Consider the following 20,364-nt stretch of genomic DNA (forward strand, 5'->3'; position numbering starts at 1 on the left):
TGCGGTCGTGGGTGGGAGGGGTTGCTGTGCGGCGCTGGGAACTTGTCGGTGGTGGATCCGCGAAATTCTGGGAAGCAGCGGTCGACGGCGCGCTGGTGACCGTGCGCTACGGACGGATAGGTGCCGAGGGGCGGCTCCAGGAGAAGGAGTTGGGGTCGGCCGAAGCGGCATCGGCGCACTTCGGCAAGCTGGTCGCCGAGAAGGAGCGCAAGGGCTACCTCGAGGTCGGTTCGTCGGCACCACAGCCGCCGGAGCCGGCAGCGGCAGCGGTAGCGGCAGCGGCCAAGCCGGAATCGCAGCCCGAGCCGGAGGCGCCGCCGGAGGGCGCACTTCCCGACGAGGACACGTTCGTCCTGCCCGGCTCATGGCGCCGGGTGCTGCACCCGCGCCGCGGCGGAGTTCGGCGGGGCGTCGCCGTGCCGGCGCCGGATGCCACCGACCAGGTCCAGGAACGGATCGCGGCCGAGCTGGACTGGATCGAGCAGGTGCTCGCCGCACAGCAGGCGAATCCGGCCCTGGTCAAGGCAGCGCGCGCCTATCTGGCGGGGAAGCCGGACCCCCTCGGGGCAGCCGTCCTGGCGAACCTGGTGACGCCCGTCTGGCCCCCCGCCGCAAGGGAGGATTTCCCGTTCGCCGACGCGTGGGCCGCGAGCCACGGGCCGGCCTTCGCCGCCCGCGCGGTCGTGGAGGTCTTCGACATCGACGCCGGCCAACGGCATCGACAGGGTCACGGCATTCCGACACTGCGCTTCCGGGGCCTGACCGACTACATCGCGCCCCAACCCGCACGTCAGCTGGCGGACCGGGTGCGTGCGCTGCTCGCCTGCGCGGACGACGAGACCTACCAGGAGACCGTCACCGCGCTGCGTGAGTGCCGCACCACCGCGCGGCGCCGGGTCGTCGCCGCCTATCTCGCGCCGGGCACGCCCGGCTGGGCCGACGAGTGCATCGCCGAGGAGCCCGGTTACGGATCCGGCGGTGACGTGCTCCGGCCGCTGCTGCTCTGCGCGCTCGACGATCCCGGGCAGGTCGGCCGGCTCGGCCCGGCCCCCAAGCTCGTCTGGCGCGGCTGGTCCGTGACACTGGTCGCCACGCTCGCCGACGGCCTGGGCACGGAGTGCGTGCCCTTCCTCAACGAGGCGATCGAACGGTCCTGGGACGCCGACCAGTTCCGGAGCATCACCATGGCGGTGGCGAACTTCCCGACCGACGAGGCCTTCAGGCTGCTGCTGTCCCGTCTGGACAACAAGCACATCCGCCCCGCCATACAGGAGGCCATGCAGCGCTACCCGGGCCGGGCCCTGCGTCTGCTCGCCGAAGCGGGCCTCAAGGACGGGAAGAACGCCCCTGCGGCACGCCAGCTCCTCAACACGCACGTGATGCTGAACAACGCGCGGTTGCCCGAGTTGCTGCCGCGACTCGGCACTGCGGCGGCGGAACTGGTGCGGTCGCTCGACGGTGCGCGCGAGCGCGTCACCGAGGCGGCGCCGGAGGTGTTGCCGGCGCTGCTCGTCTCACCGCCCTGGACGCGCAGGCGAACACCCCTCAAGCCACGGGTGCTCACGGGCCTGGTGCCGGACGGCACGCGGCGGCTGGCGTGGCGCGAGGGCGAAAGGGAGCGCTGGGCCGGGCACCCGTCCTGGGGCTGGGAATACCCCCGGACGACCGACTGGGACCAGGAGGCCCGCACGATCCTCGGACGCGAATCGGGCCTGTGGCAATCGACGCGCTTCTTCGTCCAGGGCCCACTCGACGTGCTCTCGCCCTGGCTGGAGAAGTGGTCGCCGGAGGACCTCTGGGGTGGCGCGGACCTCCTCAAGCCTGTCGTCGCCAAATACGGCATGGCGGCGCTGCCGCTCGCCCTCAAGGTGGCCTCAGCCAAGCCGGCGCACCTCACCCCGCTCCTGATGCCCTTCCTCGACCTGGGCGCGGCACGGTTGATGGCGGACGGGCTGGTCCGGCTCAAGTCGGTGCAGATGACGGCCCGCTCCTGGTTCGCCCGGTACGGGATCGACGCGGGCCTGCTGCTCGTACCGGACGCCGTCGGACAGCCCGGCCCGGCCCGGAAGGCGGCCGAACAGGCCTTGCGCCTGGTCGCGTCCGCCGAGGGGACGGACGCCGTCCTGGCCGCCGTGACCGCGGCACACGGCGGCGAGGCGGCCGGGATCGTCGCCGAGACGCTGGCCGCGGACCCCCTGGAGATCGCGCTCCCCGCCCGGATGCCGGCCCTGCCCAGCTGGGTGCAGCCCTCGGTGCTCCCGCAGATCCTGCTCACCTCCGGCGAGGCACTGCCGGACGAGGCGGTCCGCCACGTGCTGACCATGCTCGCCCTGTCGAAACCCGGTGACCCGTACCCCGGGGTCGCCGTCGTCGGCGAGACGTGCCGCGCCGACTCGCTGGCCGACTTCGTCTGGGCCCTGTTCGAGGAGTGGCGGCAGGCGGCCATGCCGGCCAAGGAGAGCTGGATCCTGCACGCACTCGGTCGGCTGGGGGACGACGGGACGGTGCGACGGCTCACTCCGATCCTGCGCGACTGGCCGGGTCAGGGTGCGCACCACCGCGCGGTCGAGGGCCTGAACGTGCTGGCCGAGATCGGCAGCGACGTCGCCCTCATGCACCTCCACGGCGTCGCCCAGCGGGTGAAGTTCAAGGCGCTCAAGGTCCGGGCCCAGGAGAAGATCTCCGAGGTGGCGGAGGGACTGGGGCTGAGCGGCGAGCAGCTGGCGGACCGCCTGGTGCCCGATCTCGCACTGGACCCGGACGGCACGACGGTCGTCGACTACGGCACGCGCCGCTTCACGGTGGGTTTCGACGAGCAGCTGCGTCCCTTCGTGCTGGACGCCGACGGGAAGCGCCGCAAGGATCTGCCCGCCCCCGGCGTCAAGGACGACCAGGAGCTCGCCCCGGCCGAGCGCAAGCGCTTCGCGGCGTTGAAGAAGGACGTCCGCACCATCGCCTCCGACCAGATCCGCCGTCTGGAGGCGGCCATGGTCACGCAGCGGACCTGGACCGCGGCGGAGTTCCGTGAGTTGTTCGTGCAGCACCCCCTGGTCCGGCATCTGGTGCGCCGGCTGGTCTGGCTCGCCGACACGGCCGGCGCGGCGACCGCCTTCAGGGTCGCCGAGGACCGCAGCTTCGCCGACGTCAACGACGACGAGTTCACGCTCGCCGCCGAGGCGACGGTCCGGCTGGCCCATCCGCTGCACTTGGGCGGCACGGTGCCGCAGTGGTCCGAGCTGTTCGCGGACTACGAGATCCTCCAGCCCTTCCCGCAGCTCGGCCGACCGGTGCTTCGGCTGACGCCGCAGGAGGAGACCGCCAACCGCCTGCACCGGTTCGAGGGGTGCAAGGTGCCGGTGGGCCGCCTGCTCGGACTGACCAAGCGGGGGTGGGAGCGGGGGGAGCCGCAGGACGCCGGTGTCGAGCGGTGGTTCTCCAAGCGGCTCGCCGAGGGCTGTCACCTGGTCATCGCCCTGGACGAGGGCATCGCCGTCGGCGTCGTCGACATGTTCCCCGACCAGACCTTCGAGACGGTCTGGCTGGACACGGAGCCCTGCGACCACTGGTCCAGCCGGGAGTACCCACTGCGCTTCGGCGACCTCGACCCGATCGCCGCCTGCGAACTGCTCGCCGACCTGGAAGGGGTGACGGCCCGGTGACCGCCGTCGACGACGCATCCGCGACCCGGCCGCCCGACCGGGCCCCGGATCCGGAAGGCTCCCCGCTGCAGCGCCCCCCTGCCGAGGTCAGGTACGCGGAGGAACTGGCGGCTCTCCGGGCCCGGGACGAGGACCCTCGCCCGCCGGGGTGGCAGCTGAGCCTGCGGGCGGCGCGCCGGTTCATCGTCGGGGACGCGGAGGCCGGGATCAGCCGCAAGTTCGTCGGCAACCGCTCCCTGGTCGAGCGCGCGCTGGTGACGCTGGCGACCAACCGCGGCCTGATGCTGGTCGGCGAGCCGGGCACGGCCAAGTCGCTTCTGTCGGAGCTGATCGCCGCGGCGGTCAGCGGCACCTCGACGCTGACCGTCCAGGGCGGCGCGGCCACCACCGAGGACCAGATCAAGTACTCCTGGAACTACGCGCTGCTCGTCTCCGAGGGGCCGTCACCGCGCTCGCTGGTGCCCGCGCCGATGCTGCACGGCATGGCCGAGGGCCGGATCGTCCGCTTCGAGGAGATCACCCGCTGTCCGCTGGAGGTGCAGGACTGCCTGCTCTCGCTGCTGTCCGAACGCGTCCTGGCCGTTCCGGAGCTGGACGGTCCCGAGGGTATGGTCTTCGCGCGGAGCGGATTCAACGTCATCGCCACCGCCAACACCCGTGACCGGGGCGTCAACGAGATGAGCGCCGCGCTCAAGCGGCGATTCAACTTCGAGACGGTCTTCCCCATCGCGGACTTCGACACCGAGCTCGCACTCGTCGAAGCGGAGGCGGGAGCCCTGCTGCGCCGGTCCGGGGTGGAGGCGCCGCCGGACCGTGACGTGCTCGAGGTACTGGTGGGGACCTTTCGCGAGCTGCGCGGGCAGCAGGCGTCCGGCGAGCGGCTCTCCGCTGTGATGAGCACGGCGGAGGCCGTCTCGGTGGCGCACGCGGTGGGCGTGCGCGGCTGGTTCCTGCGCGGGGAGCCCGGCGACGCCGCCGATCTGGTCACCTGTCTGGCCGGCACGGCGGCCAAGGACAGCCCGGAGGACCTGGCCCGGCTTCGCCGGTTCCTCGACCAGCAGGCAGGGCGTCGGCACGGCGCCCAGTGGCAGGCCCTCCATGAGGCACGACACCTGCTGGCCGACTGATGACCACGGTCTTCATCGGCGTTCGCCACCACTCGCCGGCCTGCGCCCTCCTGGTGGCCCGCACCATCGAGGCGCTCCGGCCTGCCTACGTACTGGTGGAGGGGCCGGCCGACATGAACGGGCGGCTGGACGAGCTGCTGCTGGGCCATGAGCTGCCGATCGCCGTGTTCAGCCACTACCGCGACGAAGAGCGCACGGCGACGTCCTGGACACCGCTGTGCGACTACTCCCCCGAGTGGGTCGCGCTGCGGTCCGGCCGGGCCGCCGGCGCACAGGTGCGCTTCATCGACCTGCCCGCCTGGCACCCGGCCTTCACCGGGCGCCCGGAGCCGCTGGCCAACCGCTACGCCGACGCCGAGGCCCGCTACGCGGCGGCGACGCAGCGCCTGTGCAGCCGGTTCGACGTGGACTGCGTCGACGCGCTGTGGGACCGGCTGTTCGAGATCGCCGGTCCGGAGGGGCTCCAGCGGCGGCTCGACGCCTACTTCGACCTGGTACGGGGCGACTCCGAGGCCGAACAGGGGGACCGGGCGCGGGAGCAGTACATGGCCTCCTGGGTCCGCGCCGCGGCCGCCCGGGCGGAGGAGCGGCCGGTGCTCGTGGTCACCGGCGGATTCCACACGCCGGCGCTGCGGGCGCTGGCCGCGCCACCGGTCCGCACCACGGACGCACCGGGGACCACGCCGGCGCCGTGGCCCGGGATCCCCGAACCGCCCGCCGGGGCCGTCGGCGGCAGCTTCCTGGTGCCGTACTCCTTCCACCAGCTCGACGCCTTCGCCGGTTACCAGTCCGGCATGCCCTCGCCCGGCTACTACCAACTGCTGTGGGAACACGGCCCCGCTGCAGCGGCGGACGGACTGCTGGAGCAGGTCGTCGGACGGCTGCGAGGACGACGCCTTCCGGTGTCGACCGCCGATCTGATCGCGGCCAGGAGCCTCGCCCAAGGTCTGGCCGCGATGCGCGGGCACCCGTTGCCGGCCCGGACCGATGTGCTCGACGGCCTGGCGGCCACGGTGCTCAGCGATGCTCTGGAGCAGCCGTTGCCCTGGACCGGGCACGGCACGCTCACGCCGGGCACGGATCCGGCGGTGGTCGAGATGGTCGCCGCGAGCACCGGCGACCGGACCGGCCTCCTGCATCCGGACACGCCCGCCCCGCCGCTCGTCCTGGATGTGGCGGCCCAGTTGCAGCAGTGCGGGATCGTCCTGGGAGAACGGGCCACGGCCGACCTGACCGATCCGGCCGGCCTCGCCCGCAGCCGGTTGCTGCACCGGCTGCGTGTCCTGGGCGTTCCGGGGCACGTCCGCACCTCGGGCCCCGCGGCCGGATCGGACCCGGTCTTCGCCGAACGCTGGGAGCCCGGCCCGGCACACGGACGCGAGGCGGCGCTGATCGAGGCCGGTGCGTACGGCGCGCGGCTGGAGGAGGCCGCCGCCGTGGCGCTGTCGGCGCGCGTGCGGTCCGCGGGGGGCACACCAGGTGGGTCGCCGGATGCGGCCACGGCCACCTTGTCGGAGGTGCTCTTCGACGCGGTGCTCTGCGGTGCGGACACGCTCTCCACCGAGTTGCTGGGCTCCCTGGCGTCCCGCGTGCGCGGGCTCGGTGAGCTCGGCCCGGCCGGTGAGGTGCTGACCACCGCGCTCCAGCTGTGGCGGCACGACCGCGTGTACGGCACGGCCGGGAATCCCCTGCTCGGCGAAGTCGTCGACAAGGCGGTCGACCGGGTGTTCTGGCTGGCCGAGGGCCTGCACGGAGGCAAAGGGGTCGACTTCGCCCGGCTGCGGGCCCTGTCCGCCGCCCGCGACGCACTGCGGCACGCGGAGTGCCTGCTGACGCTCTCCCGGACGGCGGCGGCCGACACGGCCCGGCGGATCGGTGCCGACGCCGCCGCCCCCGCGGACCTGCGTGGCGCGGCTCTGGGCCTGCGGCTGTCCCTCGGCCTGGCCGGTGACGACGCCGTCGGCCAGGCACGTCTCCTCGCGACCTCGGATCCCGAGGAGCTCGGCGACTGGCTGGCCGGACTGTTCGCCCTGGCCCGGGACGAGTTGACGGGCGGCGGTGGAACCCTCGCCGACGGGTCGGGCCCCTCCCTGCTGGACGTACTCGACGAGATCGTCGTCTCCATGGCGGACACGGACTTCCTGATCGGCCTGCCCGCGCTGCGGCAGGCCTTCGCCTTCTTCCCGCCCCGTGAGCGCGAGCGCATCGCGGAGCAACTGCTGGAGCGTCGCGGCCGACGCGGCTCGGCCCGCTCACTGCTGCGCACGTCCGCAGACCCCTTGGTACTCGCCCGCGCCCGCGCCTTGGAGGAGAACGTGATCCGCCTGCTCGACAGGTACGGTCTGCGAGCCGGGCAGGCGAAGCGATGACCGCGCGGAACCACCCCACGGCCGGCTCCGCCCCGCAGCTCCCCGACGCCGGGCTGGAACGGTGGCGGCTGATCCTGGGTGCGCCGGCCGACCGCTGCACGGGCCCGCTCGGCCCGCAGGCCGCCGCCCGCGACGTGGCACTGGACTGGCTCTACGGCCGCGACCCGGACCTGGTGCGACGCGGGGTGCGCCGTGGCGCCTCCGCAGGACGGGAGGGCGGTGACGGCGCCTCCCTGATCACCGCGGTGGACTGGCTCGACGACATCCACCGGCTGTTCCCCAAGGAGACCGTCGAGCGGCTCGAGCGCGACGCCGTGGAGCAGTACGAGATCAACGAGATCGTCACCGACCCCGACGTGCTCTCCCGCGTCGAACCGAACGCGACCCTGCTCCGCGCCGTACTGCGCACCAAGCACCTGATGAACCCGCAGGTGCTGGCGATGGCCAGGCGCATCGTCGAGGCGGTGGTCAGGGATCTGATGGAACGGCTGCGCCCGGAGGTGCGCCGGGCTTTCGCCGGCGCCCGCTCGCGCCGCCCCAGCCGGCTGCCGCTGGCGCGGGACTTCGACTTCCGGGGCACGATCCGGGCGAACCTGGCCCACTACCAGCCCGAGGAGCGCCGGATACTGATCGAGCGGCCGCGCTTCCACTCACGGACTCGGCGGCACCTCCAGCAGTGGCAGCTGATCCTGCTGGTGGACCAGTCCGGCTCGATGGCGGGCTCGGTCATCCACTCCGCGGTCACCGCCGCCTGTCTGTGGAACCTGCCCGGTCTCCGCACGCACCTCGTCGCCTTCGACACCCAGGTGGTCGATCTGACCGCGGACGTCACCGACCCGGTGGAGCTGCTGATGCGGGTCCAGCTCGGTGGCGGTACGGACATCGCGCGCGCCGTCGCTTACGCCGCGGACCTGGTGGACAACCCACGCCGCACCATCGTCGCGATCGTGTCCGACTTCTACGAGGGCGGCGATGCCTATCGGCTGGTCCGCACCGTGCGCAGCCTCGTCCAGCAGGGCGCGACCGTGCTCGGCCTGGCCGCGCTGGACGAGGAGGCAAACCCCGACTACGACCGGGCACTCGCGGCCCGGCTGGCCCAGGAGGGAGCCCACGTGGGTGCCATGACCCCTGGGCGGCTGGCCGAGTTCGTCGCCGAGAAGGTGGCCCGGTGAACGGTGGGACGACTGCTTCGGCTGCCGGCGCGCCGCCGCGTGAGGATCTGCTGGCCCTCACCACCGACACGCTCGCCTCCCTCGCCAACCGCGGCTTGGTGAAGCGCGCCGCCAAGGATGTGGATGCCGGCTCGGGGCCGGACGTCAGCTGCGAGGCCGACGGAACCGTCCGCGGCACCTACCCGGACGGCACCCGGACACGGCTGCCCGTCGGGGCCGGCCTGGAAGCCGCGGAGTGCAGCTGCGCGGCGACCGGCGTGTGCCGCCATCGGATCAGCCTGGTCCTGGCGTACCAGCGGCTGGCCGGTACCGCCGAACCCACAGGCCCGGAAGTGACCGCCTGGTCGCCGGGCGAGTTCGACGACGCCGCGCTCGAGGCCGCGTTGGGACGGGCCGCTCTGCTGGCCGCGCGCCGGATCCGGGAGCGCGGCTTCTCGGCGACCGTGCACCGCCCGAACGCGGCGCGACCCGTACCGACGGCCGATCTGCCGACGTGCACCGTGCGCTTCCCCGTCCCGCACCAGCTCGGCTACGCCCTCACCGACGCCGCGGCCCCGCGCCGCGGGGAGATGATCACGCTTGCGGTCTGGGCCTTCCGCGCCGCGGACGACGACGCCCAAGCCGGCGCGGACGCGCAGGTCGCCGTCGGCGGACGCCCACCCGCCGCGCCGGACGCCGACGACGCGCTCGACGCCGCCGTCGCCCTGGCCGATGAGTTGCTGCTGGACGGCATCGCGCACACGACCCCGGTGTTCGCAGCGCAATTGGACCGCGCCGGCGCGGAGCTGTCGGATGCCTCGCTCCACTGGCCCGCCGCGATCATGGCGGACCTGCGCCGCCAGGTCGACGCCTACGCCGGGCGCGATGCGCACCACGAGGCCGGGCGTGTGGCGCACCTCCTCGCCGAACTGCACGCCCGCCGTCGCGCGGGTGGGTCCGACCGCCCGGGCGTGCTCGGTACGCAGGAGCCGGCCGATACCCCGCTGCGCCGGGTGCGGCTGGTCTCCCTCGGCTGCCGGGTCACCGGCCGGACGGCGTCGGAGCGCACCGCCGAGGTGTACTTCGCGCACCCGGCCGCCGGGATCGCCCTGGTCCTGCGCAAGCGCTGGGAGGTGGCGGAAGGCCACTCCCTCACCGGCCACGACCTGGCTTCACGCCGCCTGCTCGGATCCCCGCTGCGGGCGCTGTCCGGGGCCAACGTCGTCAGCGAGCACATCTCCCGCAGTCCCAGCCGCACCGTGACCATCGGACGCGGACGCATCGCCCCCACGAGTGTCACGCCGCTCGGTTCGGCCTGGGCCGATCTCCCCGACTCCCTCCTGATCAGCGATCTCGCCGCAGCGCTGTCCTCCTGGGAGGGCCGGCCACCGCGCTTGATCCGGCCCAGGGTGGAGGCCGACACCGCCCGGGTACTGGCCGTGGCCCGCGTCGAGTCCGTCGGCTACGACGCCGCTCGGCAACGACTCGAAGCGGTCGTCCGGGATCCGTCGGGCAACGCGGCGGTGGTCCGTGCCGACCACAACCCCGCCTGTCCCGGCGGCCTGGACGCGCTGGCCACGGCACTGGGCAGTCCCCGGGTCCGGTTCGTGAGCGGCCTGCTGGGCCGGGAGGGCGGCCGTCCGGTGCTCGACCCGCTGGCCGTCCTCACCGAGGACGGCCTCGTCGTACCCGACCTCGAAGCAGGCGAGGGCGCGGGGCCACTCTCCGAGGCTGTTCCGCACACCTGCGACCCGATCGCCCAGGCACTCGAATCGGGCTTGTCCGCGCTCGCGGACATCGCGCACAGCGGCCTGCGCGGCCGCAGTCCTTCCGCTCGCGACCGCCTCGCAGCGGCGGCCGCAGGGCTCCGCCGTACCGGGCTCCAGTCCGCCGCGGCGCTGCTCGACTCGTTCGCCGGGAGCTCGGACGGGGAAACAGCCGGGGCAGCGACGGCTCCGTGGGTGGACGCCGTGATCCACTTTCTGGTCAGCCTCGAACTGCACCAGGAGGCCGATGCCTGACGACGGCCGGCCCGGTCTGCGGCCGGGCTTCAGACGCACCAGGTGCGCAGTTCGTCGGCGATCTCGTGCACGTCGGCGGTGCCGCCCTTGACCAGCCGGGCCAGGTCGCGCACCCGTTCGGGGGAGGTGGCGACCTTCAGGCCGCTGGCCACCAGGTAGGCGTAGGCGACCGCGGAGGCGAAGAGCGCGTTGGACCGCTCCAGGGCCGGTACATGGACCAGGAGTTGCAGCAGGCACGCCGCCCGCTCGTGGGGGTCGGCGTAGACGGGGACGCCGAATATCTCCGCCTGGTGGCGGCCGACCGCGGCGACGAGGGCGCCCCAGTCGGTCACCTGGGGGTCACCGGGGGTGTTGTGCTCGGCGACCATGAGCAGCCAGGCGAGGTCGATCTGCAGGGTCAACGGCGTCCTTCGCGCTCCGTGCCGAACTCCTCGGCGAAGACGGACTCGTAGCGCTGCATGAAGTCGGCGGCGGCCTCGACGAAGCTGCGGCCCGCTTCCCCCGCGTCCTTCCGGACGAGTTCCTCGATGTACCGGTTGACGCTGACGCCCCGCTGCGCGGCCCGCTCGCGGGCGGCCGCGGCGGTGGTCTCGTCCACCCGCACGTTCAACTGCGTCTTGGCCATACCCTCAAGCTAGCGCCGATGCACTAGCAGTGACAAGCGGCTCCCGGGCGCATCCGCCCGGAGCCCGTGCGCCCCGGGGCCCGACGGGGCTCCGGGGCCCGACGGGGCTCCGGGGCGCACGGGGAGCGCGTTCAGAGGCGGCCCGCCACCGTGCGCGCCAGTTCTTCGAGCGGCTCGTCGAACCGGGACGGTTCCTCGTTGCGGACCAGCCGGATCGCGACCCACTGACCGGACACCCGCAGGAAGACCGATCCGTCCTCCAGCCAGGCCTCGTCGCCGATGCCGTCGAGCGGCTTCAGTTCGTGGCCGAGCCCGCGTTCGGCGTCGTAGTAGTTCTTCCCCGACTCCCCCGCGAAGACCTCGACCTGCGCCGTCGGGCCCGACTCCGGCGCGGGGTAGGTGCAGGTCCCCTCCAGGTCCCGACCGGGTTCGAGGGCCGTACCGGCGAGCCGCTCGGCCTCCTCCTGCGTCACCAGGGCGCACGGGTCGCCGGCCGTCCCACCCGGCGACGACGCGGACGGCTGCCCCGGCGACGCCGCGGACGACCGCGCCGCGCCCGGGGTGCCCGGCGCGGTCGCGGACGGCTTGTCGCCGGCGTCGTCGGCCGCCGGGTCCTGGCACCCCTGGAGCGCCAGGGCCAGCAGCGCCACCACGGGCGCCACCGCCCAGGCCTGCGTGCGCCTGCGGCCACCGGACCCGGTCCGGATACGTGCATGCACCATCGATTCGGTCCCCCCTCGGTACTGGTCCTCGTCCCCGTCCCGGCCACACCGTGCCCGTCCCGGGTGCACCTACAGACGTACCGGGACGGCCGGCCGGTTTCGGCCGGCCGAACTCGCGGTCGCACGGCGGCCGCCCGCGCGCCCCCGGCGCTCACCCTCGGGGACGATGCGGCACCGCACCCGACGACCTACGCTCGGGTCGCATACGGACAAGTACGCACTTCCTCATCTTGGGGGGCAAGCGTGTCGACATGGACGGCAGCGGACACAGAGGGCATCGAGGCGGGAGCGGAGCCCGCCGCGCGGGCGACCGCGCTGACGAAGGCGTACGGGACGGGCGAGACACGGGTGGTGGCGCTGGACGCGGTGGACGTGGAGATCGCCCGCGGCCGCTTCACCGCCGTCATGGGGCCCTCCGGCTCCGGCAAGTCCACGCTCATGCACTGCCTGGCGGGGCTGGACTCGGTCACCTCGGGGCAGGTCTGGATCGGCGAGACCGAGATCACCCGTCTGGCGGAACGCGAACTGACCCGGCTCCGCCGTGACCGGGTCGGCTTCGTCTTCCAGGCGTTCAACCTGCTGCCGACGCTCACGGCCGCCGAGAACATCACGCTGCCCATGGACATCGCCGGCCGCAGACCCGACCGGGAGTGGGTGGACCGGGTGATCGACACGCTGGGCCTGCGCGACCGGCTGGGGCACCGTCCCGCACAGCTGTCGGGCGGCCAGCAGCAGCGTGTGGCGTGCGCCCGCGCGCTGGCCTCCCGGCCGCAGCTGATCTTCGCCGACGAGCCGACCGGCAACCTGGACTCGCAGGCGGGCGCCGAGGTGCTCGGCTTCCTCCGCGAAGCCGTGGACGCCCTCGGCCAGACCGTGGTGATGGTGACCCACGACCCCACCGCGGCGGCCTGGTCGGACCTGGTGCTCTTCCTGGGCGACGGACGGATCGTCGACGAGATGCACGGGCCCACCGCGGACGGCGTCCTGGAACGGCTCAAGCGGTTCGACGCGCTGCGCAAGCACGGCTAGGCAACGGCGCATGCTCCGGGCGACGCTGCGCAGCTTCCTGGCCCACAAGGGCCGGCTGCTGCTCAGCGCGCTCGCCGTCCTGCTGTCGGTCGCCTTCGTCACCGGCAGCATGATCTTCTCCGACACCGTCAACCGCACCTTCGACCACCTGTTCGCCTCGACGGCCGCCGATGTGACGGTGGGCCCCCCGGAGGCCTTCAGCGAGGACCAGCAGTTCGCCTCCGGCCAGGTGCGCACCCTGCCGGCGTCCCTGCTGGACCGGGTGAAGGCGGTACGGGGCGTCGCCGACGCGCGGATCGACGTCACCGTCCGCAACACCACCGTGGTCGACGCCGCGGACCAGCCGGTCGGCCCGACCACGGGCGCGCCCACCCTGGCCACCAACTGGTCGGGGAACCCGCGCAGTCCCGTCCGGCTGACCAGCGGGCACGCGCCGCACGGCCCCGACGAGGCGCTGATCGACGCCGACACCGCGGCGAAGCGTCACCTGGAGATCGGCGACCGGCTGCGGGTGCTGGCGCAGCCGGGCGCGTTCCCGGTCCGGCTCGTGGGCATCGCCACCTTCACCACGACCAATCCCGGCGCCGCCCTGCTGTTCGTCGACACCCCCACCTCGCAGTCGCGCCTGCTGGGCCGGACCGGGGTCGCCACCTCGGTGCAGGCCGACGCCGCGCCCGGGGTCTCCGACGACGTGCTGAAGAAGCGGATCGCCGCCGCGCTCGGTCCGCACTACACGTACACGACCCAGGCCGAGCAGGCGAAGTCGGCGGTGGAGAGCCTGGCCACCTTCCTGGATGTGATCAAGTACGTGATGCTGGGCTTCGCCGGGGTCGCCGTCCTGGTCGGGGTCTTCCTGATCGTCAACACCTACTCGATGCTGATCGCCCAGCGCACCCGGGAGCTCGGCCTGCTGCGCGCGCTCGGGGCGGACCGCGGGCAGGTGCGGCGGTCGGTGCTGGTGGAGGCGCTGCTGCTCGGGCTGGTCGGCTCCACCCTGGGCCTGCTGTGCGGGGTCGGCACGGCGGCGGGGCTGATCCGGCTGCTCGGGGTGTTCGGGATGAACATCGACGCCGCCGAGATGGTCATCCGCTGGCGCGTGCCGGCCGCCGCGTACGCCGTCGGCCTGCTGGTGACGCTGGTCGCGGCCTACCTGCCGGCGCGCCGGGCGGCCCGGGTCTCCCCCATGGCGGCGCTGTCCGACGCCGAGGTCGCCGGGAGCGCGCGGAGCCTGCGGTCGCGGGCGGTGGGCGGCGCGGTCGCGACGCTGGTGGCCGCGGGGGCGCTGACCGGGGCGGCGGTGGCCGGGAGCACCGGTGACGCCGCGACGTTCCTGGGGATCGGCATCGGTCTTTCGCTGATCGCGGCGGTGGTCGTGGGGCCGCTGCTGGTACGGCCGGTGATCCGGGTGCTGGGCGGGGCGTTCCCCCACGTGTTCGGGCCGGTGGGGCGGCTGAGCCAGCGCAACGCGCTGCGCAACCCGCGCCGCACGGGTGCGACCGCCGGCGCGCTGATGATCGGGCTGGCCCTGGTCACGGGCATGTCCATCGCCGGCACCTCGATGGCGAGCTCCTTCGACCACGAGATCGACCGGGCCCTGGGCGCGGACTACGTCGTGCAGGGCGACCAGTTCGCGCCGTTCGCCCCGGAGATCACCGACCGCGTGCGGAAGGTGCGCGGGGCCGGGGAGGTGGTGCGGGTGCGGTACGTCTCCGTCCTGATGACCCTGCCCGACCACCGCACGACCAAGCTGACGGGCACCGCGATCGGCCCCGGCGCGGACCGGGCGCTCAACCTGGACTACGCCGCGGGCGACACGGCGCACGCCCTGGCCCGCGACAGCCTCTCCCTGTCCGCGACGTACGCCGCCCACCACGGGCTGCGCGTGGGCAGCCGCATCCCCGTGCGCTTCGTCGACGGCCGCTCCACGACGTTCACCCTGCGCGCGCTGACCACCAGCCAGAGCACCCTGCTCGGCGACGACGCCACCCTCACCATGGGCCTGGCCACCGCCGAGCGGTTCCTCCCCCGCGGCCAGGACGCCGCGCTCTACGTGAACGCCGCCCCCGGCACCGACAAGCCGACGCTGCGGGCGAACCTGGAGCGGGCCCTCAAGCCCTACCCGCAGGTGGAGGTCCGTGACCAGGCCGACTACAAGCAGCTGGTGCGCACCCAGATCTCCGTGCTGCTGAACCTGGTGTACGCCCTGCTCGGGCTGGCGATCATCATCGCCGTGCTGGGGGTCGTCAACACCCTCGCCCTGTCGGTGATCGAGCGCACCCGGGAGATCGGGCTGCTCAGGGCGATCGGTCTGTCGCGGCTGCAACTGCGCCGGATGATCCGGCTGGAGTCCGTGGTGATCGCGGTCTTCGGCGCGGTGCTGGGGCTCGCCCTGGGGCTGGTCTGGGGCCTGGTCACGCACGAGGTGCTGGCGCTGGAGGGCATGCGGGCGTTCACCGTCCCGTGGACCACGGTGGGGGCGGTCATGGCCGGTTCGGTGGTGGTCGGCCTGGTCGCGGCGTTGCTGCCGGCCTTGCGCGCCTCCAGGATGAACGTCCTCGCCGCGATCGCCCACGAGTGAGCGGCCCGGAGGCGGGGAAGGTCGTTGACCGGCGGACGGGACGGGACGAGGGGGGCGGTCATGGCGCGACGGTTCCGGTTCGGTGTGAATCTGCTCGAGCCCGCGCAGGGCGACGCGTGGGAGCGCAAGTGCCGCCGGGTGGAGGCACTCGGCTACGACGTCCTGCAGGTGCCGGACCACCTGGACTGGCCCGCGCCGTTCCCCTCGCTGGTCGCGGCGGCGAACGCCACGCGGCGCCCACGGCTGGGGACCTTCGTGCTCAACGCCGCGTTCTGGAACCCGGTCCTGCTGGCCCGCGAGGTCGCCACCACCGCCCGGCTCACCGGCGGCCGCCTGGAGCTGGGCCTCGGCGCGGGGTACGTGCGCGCCGAGTTCGAACGCGCGGGCCTGGCCTACGGCACCGCCCGCGACCGGGTCGACCACCTGGAACGCACCGTCGAGGCGCTGACCGGGCTGCTCGCGGGGCCGGATGCCGCGGACGCCGCCGGTGCGCCCCTGACCCCGCTGCTCCTGGGCGGGAACGGCCCGCGCATGCTGCGCCTGGCGGCACGGCACGCGGCCGTCGTCGCCTTCACCGGCGCCGAGGCCGACCCGGCCAAGGACGACGGCTCGCTGCGGCTGCTGTCCGCCGCGACCGTGGAGGAGCGGGTCGCCACCGCGCGCGGCTTCGCCACGTCGTACGGCACCGACCCGGAGTTCAACGTCCTCGTCCAGCGGGTCGTGATCACCGGGGACCGCGGGGCGGCGGCCGGGGAGTTCGCCCCGCACGCGCCGCATCTGGACGAGAAGCAGCTGCTCGACCTGCCGACGCTGCTCGTCGGCACGGTCGCGGAGATCGCGGAGCAGTTGCGGCGGGGCCGCGAGCGCTTCGGCTTCAGCTACGTCACGGTGCTGGAACCCTCGATGGAGGCGTTCGCCCCGGTGATCGAGGAGCTGCGCCGCGCCGAACCGGGCGAAGGGCACGGGGAAGTGCACGGGCAGGACGGGTAAGAGCGCAGGTAAGAGCGCGCGGAGGCGTAATACGCTCGCCGCCCGGGCCCGGGGGCTGGTTGGCTGACCCTCATGGACGATCTCGGGATACGCAGCGCGGTACCGGCCGACGCCGAACGGGTGCTGGACTTCTGGAAGACGGCCGCCGAGGGCACCAGCGTCAGCGACGACCCGGAGGGCGTCGCGCGCCTGATCGCACGCGACCCCGAGGCCCTGCTGCTCGCCGAGGACGGCGGCGTGCTCGTCGGCACGGTCATCGCCGGCTTCGACGGCTGGCGCTGCCATCTGTACCGGCTGGCGGTCCACCCCGAGCGGCGACGGCAGGGCATCGCCCGGGCCCTGCTGGCGGCGGCCGAGGAGCGCTTCACCGCGCTGGGCGGCCGGCGCGGCGACGCCATGGTGCTGGAGCGCAACGAGCGCGCCCACCACGCCTGGCGCTCGGCGGGCTACGCGCCCGAGCACCACTGGCGCCGCTGGACCAAGCCCTTCCAGCGCACCCGGTAGCGCGCCGGGCGGGTCCGGGGCGCACCCCCTGGCCGCGTTCCCGGGCTGTCCGTTGCGCCGGCGCTTCCTACGATGGGCGTATGGACGACCCTGCGAGTCCGTCACGTCTCCCTTCCCGTCGCCCACGCCTGCAGCGCGCGGTCCACCCCGGTCTGACCGATCATGGGACCGAGGTGTCCCGATGACCGAAGTGCTGCTCCTGGCCGTCGCCCTGCTGCTGACCCTGGCCTGCGCCGTCTTCGTCGCCGCGGAGTTCTCCCTGACCACGGTCGAGCGCACCGACCTGGAACGGGCCGAGAAGGCGGGCGAGCGCGGTGCCTCCGCGGCCCTGCGGGCCGTGCGCAGCCTGACGGTCCAGCTGTCGGGCGCCCAGCTCGGCATCACCGTCACCGGCCTGGTGATCGGCATGCTGGCGCAGGCCTCCATCGCCGAGCTGCTGGCCGGCCCGCTGCGCGCGCTGGGGATGTCCGCCGCCGGGGCCGCGTCACTGGGCCTGGTGATCGGCACCGGCATCTCCACGGTGGTGCTCATGGTGGTGGGCGAGCTCGTCCCCAAGAACTGGGCGATCTCCCGGCCGCTGCCGGTGGCCAAGGCCGTCGCCCCGCCGCAGACCGTCTTCACCGCCGCCTTCGGCCCGCTGATCCGCCACCTGAACAACACCGCCAACCGTGTGCTGCACCGCCTGGGCATGGAACCCACCGAGGAGCTCGCCTCGGCCCGCAGCCCCGAGGAGCTGGTGGCCCTGGCCCGGCACTCCGCCCGGGCGGGCGCGCTGGAGGCCGACACCGCGGAGCTGTTCGTACGGACGCTGAGCCTTGCCGGGCTGACGGCCGAGAACGTGATGACCCCCCGCGTCCAGGTGGTCGCCCTGGAGGAGGGCGCCACCTGCCAGGACGTCGCCGACATCACCCGCGCCACGGGGCTGTCCCGCTTCCCCGTGCACCGCGGCGGCCTGGACAACGTCATCGGCATCGTCCACATCAAGGACGTCCTGGCCGTGCCCTACGAACGCCGCGAGGGCCACCCCATCACCCCGCTGCTGCGGGAGCCGGTGCCGGTCCCCGAGACGCTCGGCGTGGACCGGCTGCTGGACCGGCTCTCCGGCTCGATGAGCATGGCCGTCGTCATCGACGAGTACGGCGGCACCGCGGGCGTCGTCACCCTGGAGGACATCGTGGAGGAGGTCGTCGGCGAGGTCCGCGACGAGCACGACCCGCAGGAGACCCCCGACCTGGCCTTCATCCACCAGGACCGCACCGGCCGCCGTGTCTACGACGCCGACGGCGCCGTGCGGACCGACCGGCTCGCGCACATCGGCCTGCGCGCCGGGAACGGCCCCTACGAGACACTGGCCGGCCTGGTCGCCGAGCGGCTCGGGCGGATCCCCGCCACCGGCGACACCGTCGAGGTGAACGGCTGGATGGTCGAGGTCACCGACGACTCGCACCACCGCGCGGCGCACGTACGGCTGATCTCCCCGGCGCCGCGCGCGCAGAACGGGCTCGCCCCGCAGGACGCGGACGACGGGACGGCGTATGCGCGATGATCTTCCTGCAGTTGTTCATCGGCGCGCTGACCCTGGTCGTGAACGCCTTCTTCGTCGGCGCCGAGTTCGCGATGATCTCCGTCCGGCGCAGCCAGATCGAGCCCCGCGCGGAGGCCGGGGAGCGTGGGGCGCGCCACGTGCTGTGGGGGCTGCAGCACCTGTCGCCGTTGATGGCCGCCGCCCAGCTGGGCATCACGCTGTGCACCCTGGTGCTGGGCATCGTCGCGGAACCGGCCATCGAGCACCTGCTCGCGCCGCTCTTCCACCTGCTGCACGTACCGCAGGGCGCCATCCACGCCCTGTCCTTCGCGATCGCCCTGACCCTGGCCACGTACGCGCACATGCTGCTCGGCGAGATGGTGCCGAAGAACATCGCGCTCGCCGCCCCGGAGCGGACCGCCCTCGTCCTCGGCCCCCCGCTGGTCACCCTGGCGCGGGCGCTGCGTCCGGTGATCTTCACGGTCAACGCCCTCGCGAACGGGCTGCTGAAGCTGCTGCGGGTCGAGCCGAAGGACGAGGTCGCGGCGGTGTTCTCGGACGACGAGCTGGCCCGGATGGTGACCGACGCCGGCCAGGCCGGGCTGCTGGACGAGCGTGCCGCGATCCGCCTGCAGGACGCCCTCGAACTGGGCCGCCGCCCGGTCCGCGCGGTCGTCGTACCGTGGGAGCGCGTGGTGTCCGCCCGCTTCGGGATGACCCCGGCGGGGCTGGAGCGCCTGGCCGCACGGTCCGGCTTCTCGCGCTTCCCCGTGACCGACGACGCCTGCCGCATCCTGGGCTACCTCCACGTGAAGGACGCCCTGGCCCTCGGCCCCAGCCGCCACGACCAGCCCTTCCCGCGGGGCGCCCTGCGCCGGATCACCCGGGTCGTCGCCGCCACCCCGCTGGACGACGTCCTGGCGGCGATGCGGGCCAGCGGCGCGCACCTGGCGGCGGTCGTCGACGACCAGGGCCGGGGCATCGGCCTGGTCACCATGGAGGACGTGCTGAAGGAGCTCGTGGGCCACGCACCGGCCGCCTGAAGCGACGGCCCGCGGGGCCGGTAGGATCACGCGCGCCATGCAGATGAACGCCACCCACACCAGCTTCGTCGCGATCGGCGACTCCTTCACCGAAGGCATGTCCGACGCGCTCCCCGACGGCTCCTACCGGGGCTGGGCCGACCTCCTCGCCGGGCGCCTGTCCGCCCACGCCCCGGGCTTCCGCTACGCCAACCTCGCGGTACGCGGGAAGCTCATCCAGCAGATCGTGGACGAGCAGGTGGAGACCGCCGCCTCGATGGAGGCCGACCTGGTGACCCTGGTGGGCGGGCTCAACGACGTGCTACGTCCCAAATGCGACGTGGCGAAGGTGTGCGCGCTGCTGGAGGAGGCCGTGGAGCGGCTGGCGCCGAACTGCCGGCAACTGGTGCTGATGCGCAGCCCGGCCCGCCGGGGCCCGGTCGCGACGCGGTTCCTGCCCCGCATGGAGCAGCTGTTCGGCTTTGTCGACGACCTCGCCGCCCGGCACGGCGCGCTCGTGGTGGACCTGTACGGCGCCCCTGTGCTGGGCGACCCGCGGCTGTGGGCGGACGACCGGCTGCACCTGGACGGCGAGGGCCACCGCCGCGTCACCGAGGCGGTCTGGCAGACCCTCGGCCACACCCCGCAGTTCGACTGGACCGAGGCGCTGCCCACGTACGTGCCCCTGTCGTGGCCCGCCCGCCGCGCCGCCGACCTGCGCTTCACGCGCCGGCACCTCGTCCCCTGGATCAGCCGCCGCCTCACCGGCCGCTCCTCCGGCGACGGCCTGCCGCCCAAGCGCGCCGAACTGGTGCCGTTCGAGCTCTGAGCGGGGCGCCGTCCCGCCCCGGGCAACAGTGCGGGAACGCCTGACCACGGCCCGACCCGCGAGTGCGCCCCGCCGGCCCAGGGGACGGCGGGGCGCTTTCGTCATGTGCGGGGTCTAGGACTTGTCCGGACGATCATGTGACTACTCGCCGTCCGCGTCGTTGATGTGGACATGGGGCGGGGTGACTTGAGCGATGCTGAATGGGAACGGCTG

15 protein-coding genes are annotated in these 20,364 nt (G+C 73.7%); 12 read left to right on the forward strand and 3 right to left on the reverse strand.

What is annotated here, in order from left to right; translation table 11 throughout:
• Positions 1-26 precede the first annotated feature (26 nt).
• From PV350_RS14255 to PV350_RS14275, 5 genes are read left to right on the forward strand one after another with little or no spacing between them, the layout of a single operon-like run.
• Positions 27-3,659, forward strand: coding sequence for a WGR and DUF4132 domain-containing protein (locus PV350_RS14255; RefSeq protein ID WP_500334088.1), 3,633 nt, complete (start codon positions 27-29; stop codon positions 3,657-3,659).
• The gene (locus PV350_RS14260; RefSeq protein WP_499510373.1) at positions 3,656-4,786 is read left to right on the forward strand and encodes an ATP-binding protein; all 1,131 of its coding nucleotides are present in this window, start codon (positions 3,656-3,658) and stop codon (positions 4,784-4,786) included. Before PV350_RS14255 ends, PV350_RS14260 begins: the two co-directional genes overlap by 4 nt.
• A complete protein-coding gene (locus PV350_RS14265) occupies positions 4,786-7,155 on the forward strand; it encodes a DUF5682 family protein (RefSeq protein WP_500334090.1) in 2,370 nt (789 codons plus the stop codon). Before PV350_RS14260 ends, PV350_RS14265 begins: the two co-directional genes overlap by 1 nt.
• Entirely contained in the window at positions 7,152-8,327 is a 1,176-nt protein-coding gene (locus PV350_RS14270) for a VWA domain-containing protein (RefSeq protein WP_500334092.1), read from the forward strand. The genes PV350_RS14265 and PV350_RS14270 overlap by 4 nt, the downstream gene beginning before the upstream one ends.
• The gene (locus tag PV350_RS14275; protein ID WP_500334094.1) at positions 8,324-10,327 is read left to right on the forward strand and encodes a YehQ family protein; all 2,004 of its coding nucleotides are present in this window, start codon (positions 8,324-8,326) and stop codon (positions 10,325-10,327) included. The genes PV350_RS14270 and PV350_RS14275 overlap by 4 nt, the downstream gene beginning before the upstream one ends.
• 29 nt (positions 10,328-10,356) lie before the next feature.
• Here PV350_RS14275 and PV350_RS14280 read toward each other — a convergent pair whose 3' ends face one another.
• From PV350_RS14280 to PV350_RS14290, 3 genes are all read right to left on the reverse strand, one after another.
• The gene (locus PV350_RS14280) at positions 10,357-10,728 is read right to left on the reverse strand and encodes a fic family toxin-antitoxin system, toxin component (protein WP_499510377.1); all 372 of its coding nucleotides are present in this window, start codon (positions 10,726-10,728) and stop codon (positions 10,357-10,359) included.
• On the reverse strand, positions 10,725-10,952 hold the full coding sequence (locus PV350_RS14285; RefSeq protein ID WP_499510378.1) for a toxin-antitoxin system HicB family antitoxin: 228 nt from the start codon (positions 10,950-10,952) through the stop codon (positions 10,725-10,727). The genes PV350_RS14280 and PV350_RS14285 overlap by 4 nt, the downstream gene beginning before the upstream one ends.
• A gap of 131 nt (positions 10,953-11,083) precedes the next feature.
• Positions 11,084-11,674 (reverse strand): DUF3558 domain-containing protein, encoded by a 591-nt coding sequence (locus PV350_RS14290; protein ID WP_499510379.1) that lies wholly within the window; start codon positions 11,672-11,674, stop codon positions 11,084-11,086.
• 243 nt (positions 11,675-11,917) lie between these two features.
• Here PV350_RS14290 and PV350_RS14295 point away from each other — a divergent pair, with 243 nt between their 5' ends.
• The 7 genes from PV350_RS14295 (at position 11,918) to PV350_RS14325 (ending at position 20,151) form a co-directional block, all read left to right on the forward strand.
• Positions 11,918-12,703 carry an ABC transporter ATP-binding protein gene (locus PV350_RS14295; protein WP_499510380.1) on the forward strand — a complete coding sequence of 262 codons (786 nt, stop codon included), beginning with the start codon at positions 11,918-11,920 and terminating at the stop codon, positions 12,701-12,703.
• A gap of 10 nt (positions 12,704-12,713) precedes the next feature.
• A complete protein-coding gene (locus PV350_RS14300) occupies positions 12,714-15,281 on the forward strand; it encodes an ABC transporter permease (RefSeq protein WP_500334097.1) in 2,568 nt (855 codons plus the stop codon).
• A 60-nt stretch (positions 15,282-15,341) separates the two neighbouring features.
• Positions 15,342-16,271 (forward strand): TIGR03621 family F420-dependent LLM class oxidoreductase, encoded by a 930-nt coding sequence (locus PV350_RS14305; RefSeq protein WP_500334099.1) that lies wholly within the window; start codon positions 15,342-15,344, stop codon positions 16,269-16,271.
• 72 nt (positions 16,272-16,343) lie between these two features.
• A complete protein-coding gene (locus tag PV350_RS14310) occupies positions 16,344-16,775 on the forward strand; it encodes a GNAT family N-acetyltransferase (protein WP_499510383.1) in 432 nt (143 codons plus the stop codon).
• A 181-nt stretch (positions 16,776-16,956) separates the two neighbouring features.
• Positions 16,957-18,321 (forward strand): hemolysin family protein, encoded by a 1,365-nt coding sequence (locus PV350_RS14315; RefSeq protein WP_500334102.1) that lies wholly within the window; start codon positions 16,957-16,959, stop codon positions 18,319-18,321.
• The gene (locus PV350_RS14320; protein WP_499510385.1) at positions 18,318-19,343 is read left to right on the forward strand and encodes a hemolysin family protein; all 1,026 of its coding nucleotides are present in this window, start codon (positions 18,318-18,320) and stop codon (positions 19,341-19,343) included. Before PV350_RS14315 ends, PV350_RS14320 begins: the two co-directional genes overlap by 4 nt.
• 37 nt (positions 19,344-19,380) lie before the next feature.
• Positions 19,381-20,151 (forward strand): SGNH/GDSL hydrolase family protein, encoded by a 771-nt coding sequence (locus tag PV350_RS14325; RefSeq protein ID WP_499510386.1) that lies wholly within the window; start codon positions 19,381-19,383, stop codon positions 20,149-20,151.
• Positions 20,152-20,364: the final 213 nt, after the last annotated feature.

The sequence above is a fragment of the Streptomyces sp. PA03-6a genome, from assembly GCF_033792765.1.
In the GTDB taxonomy this organism is placed as follows: Bacteria; Actinomycetota; Actinomycetes; order Streptomycetales; family Streptomycetaceae; genus Actinacidiphila.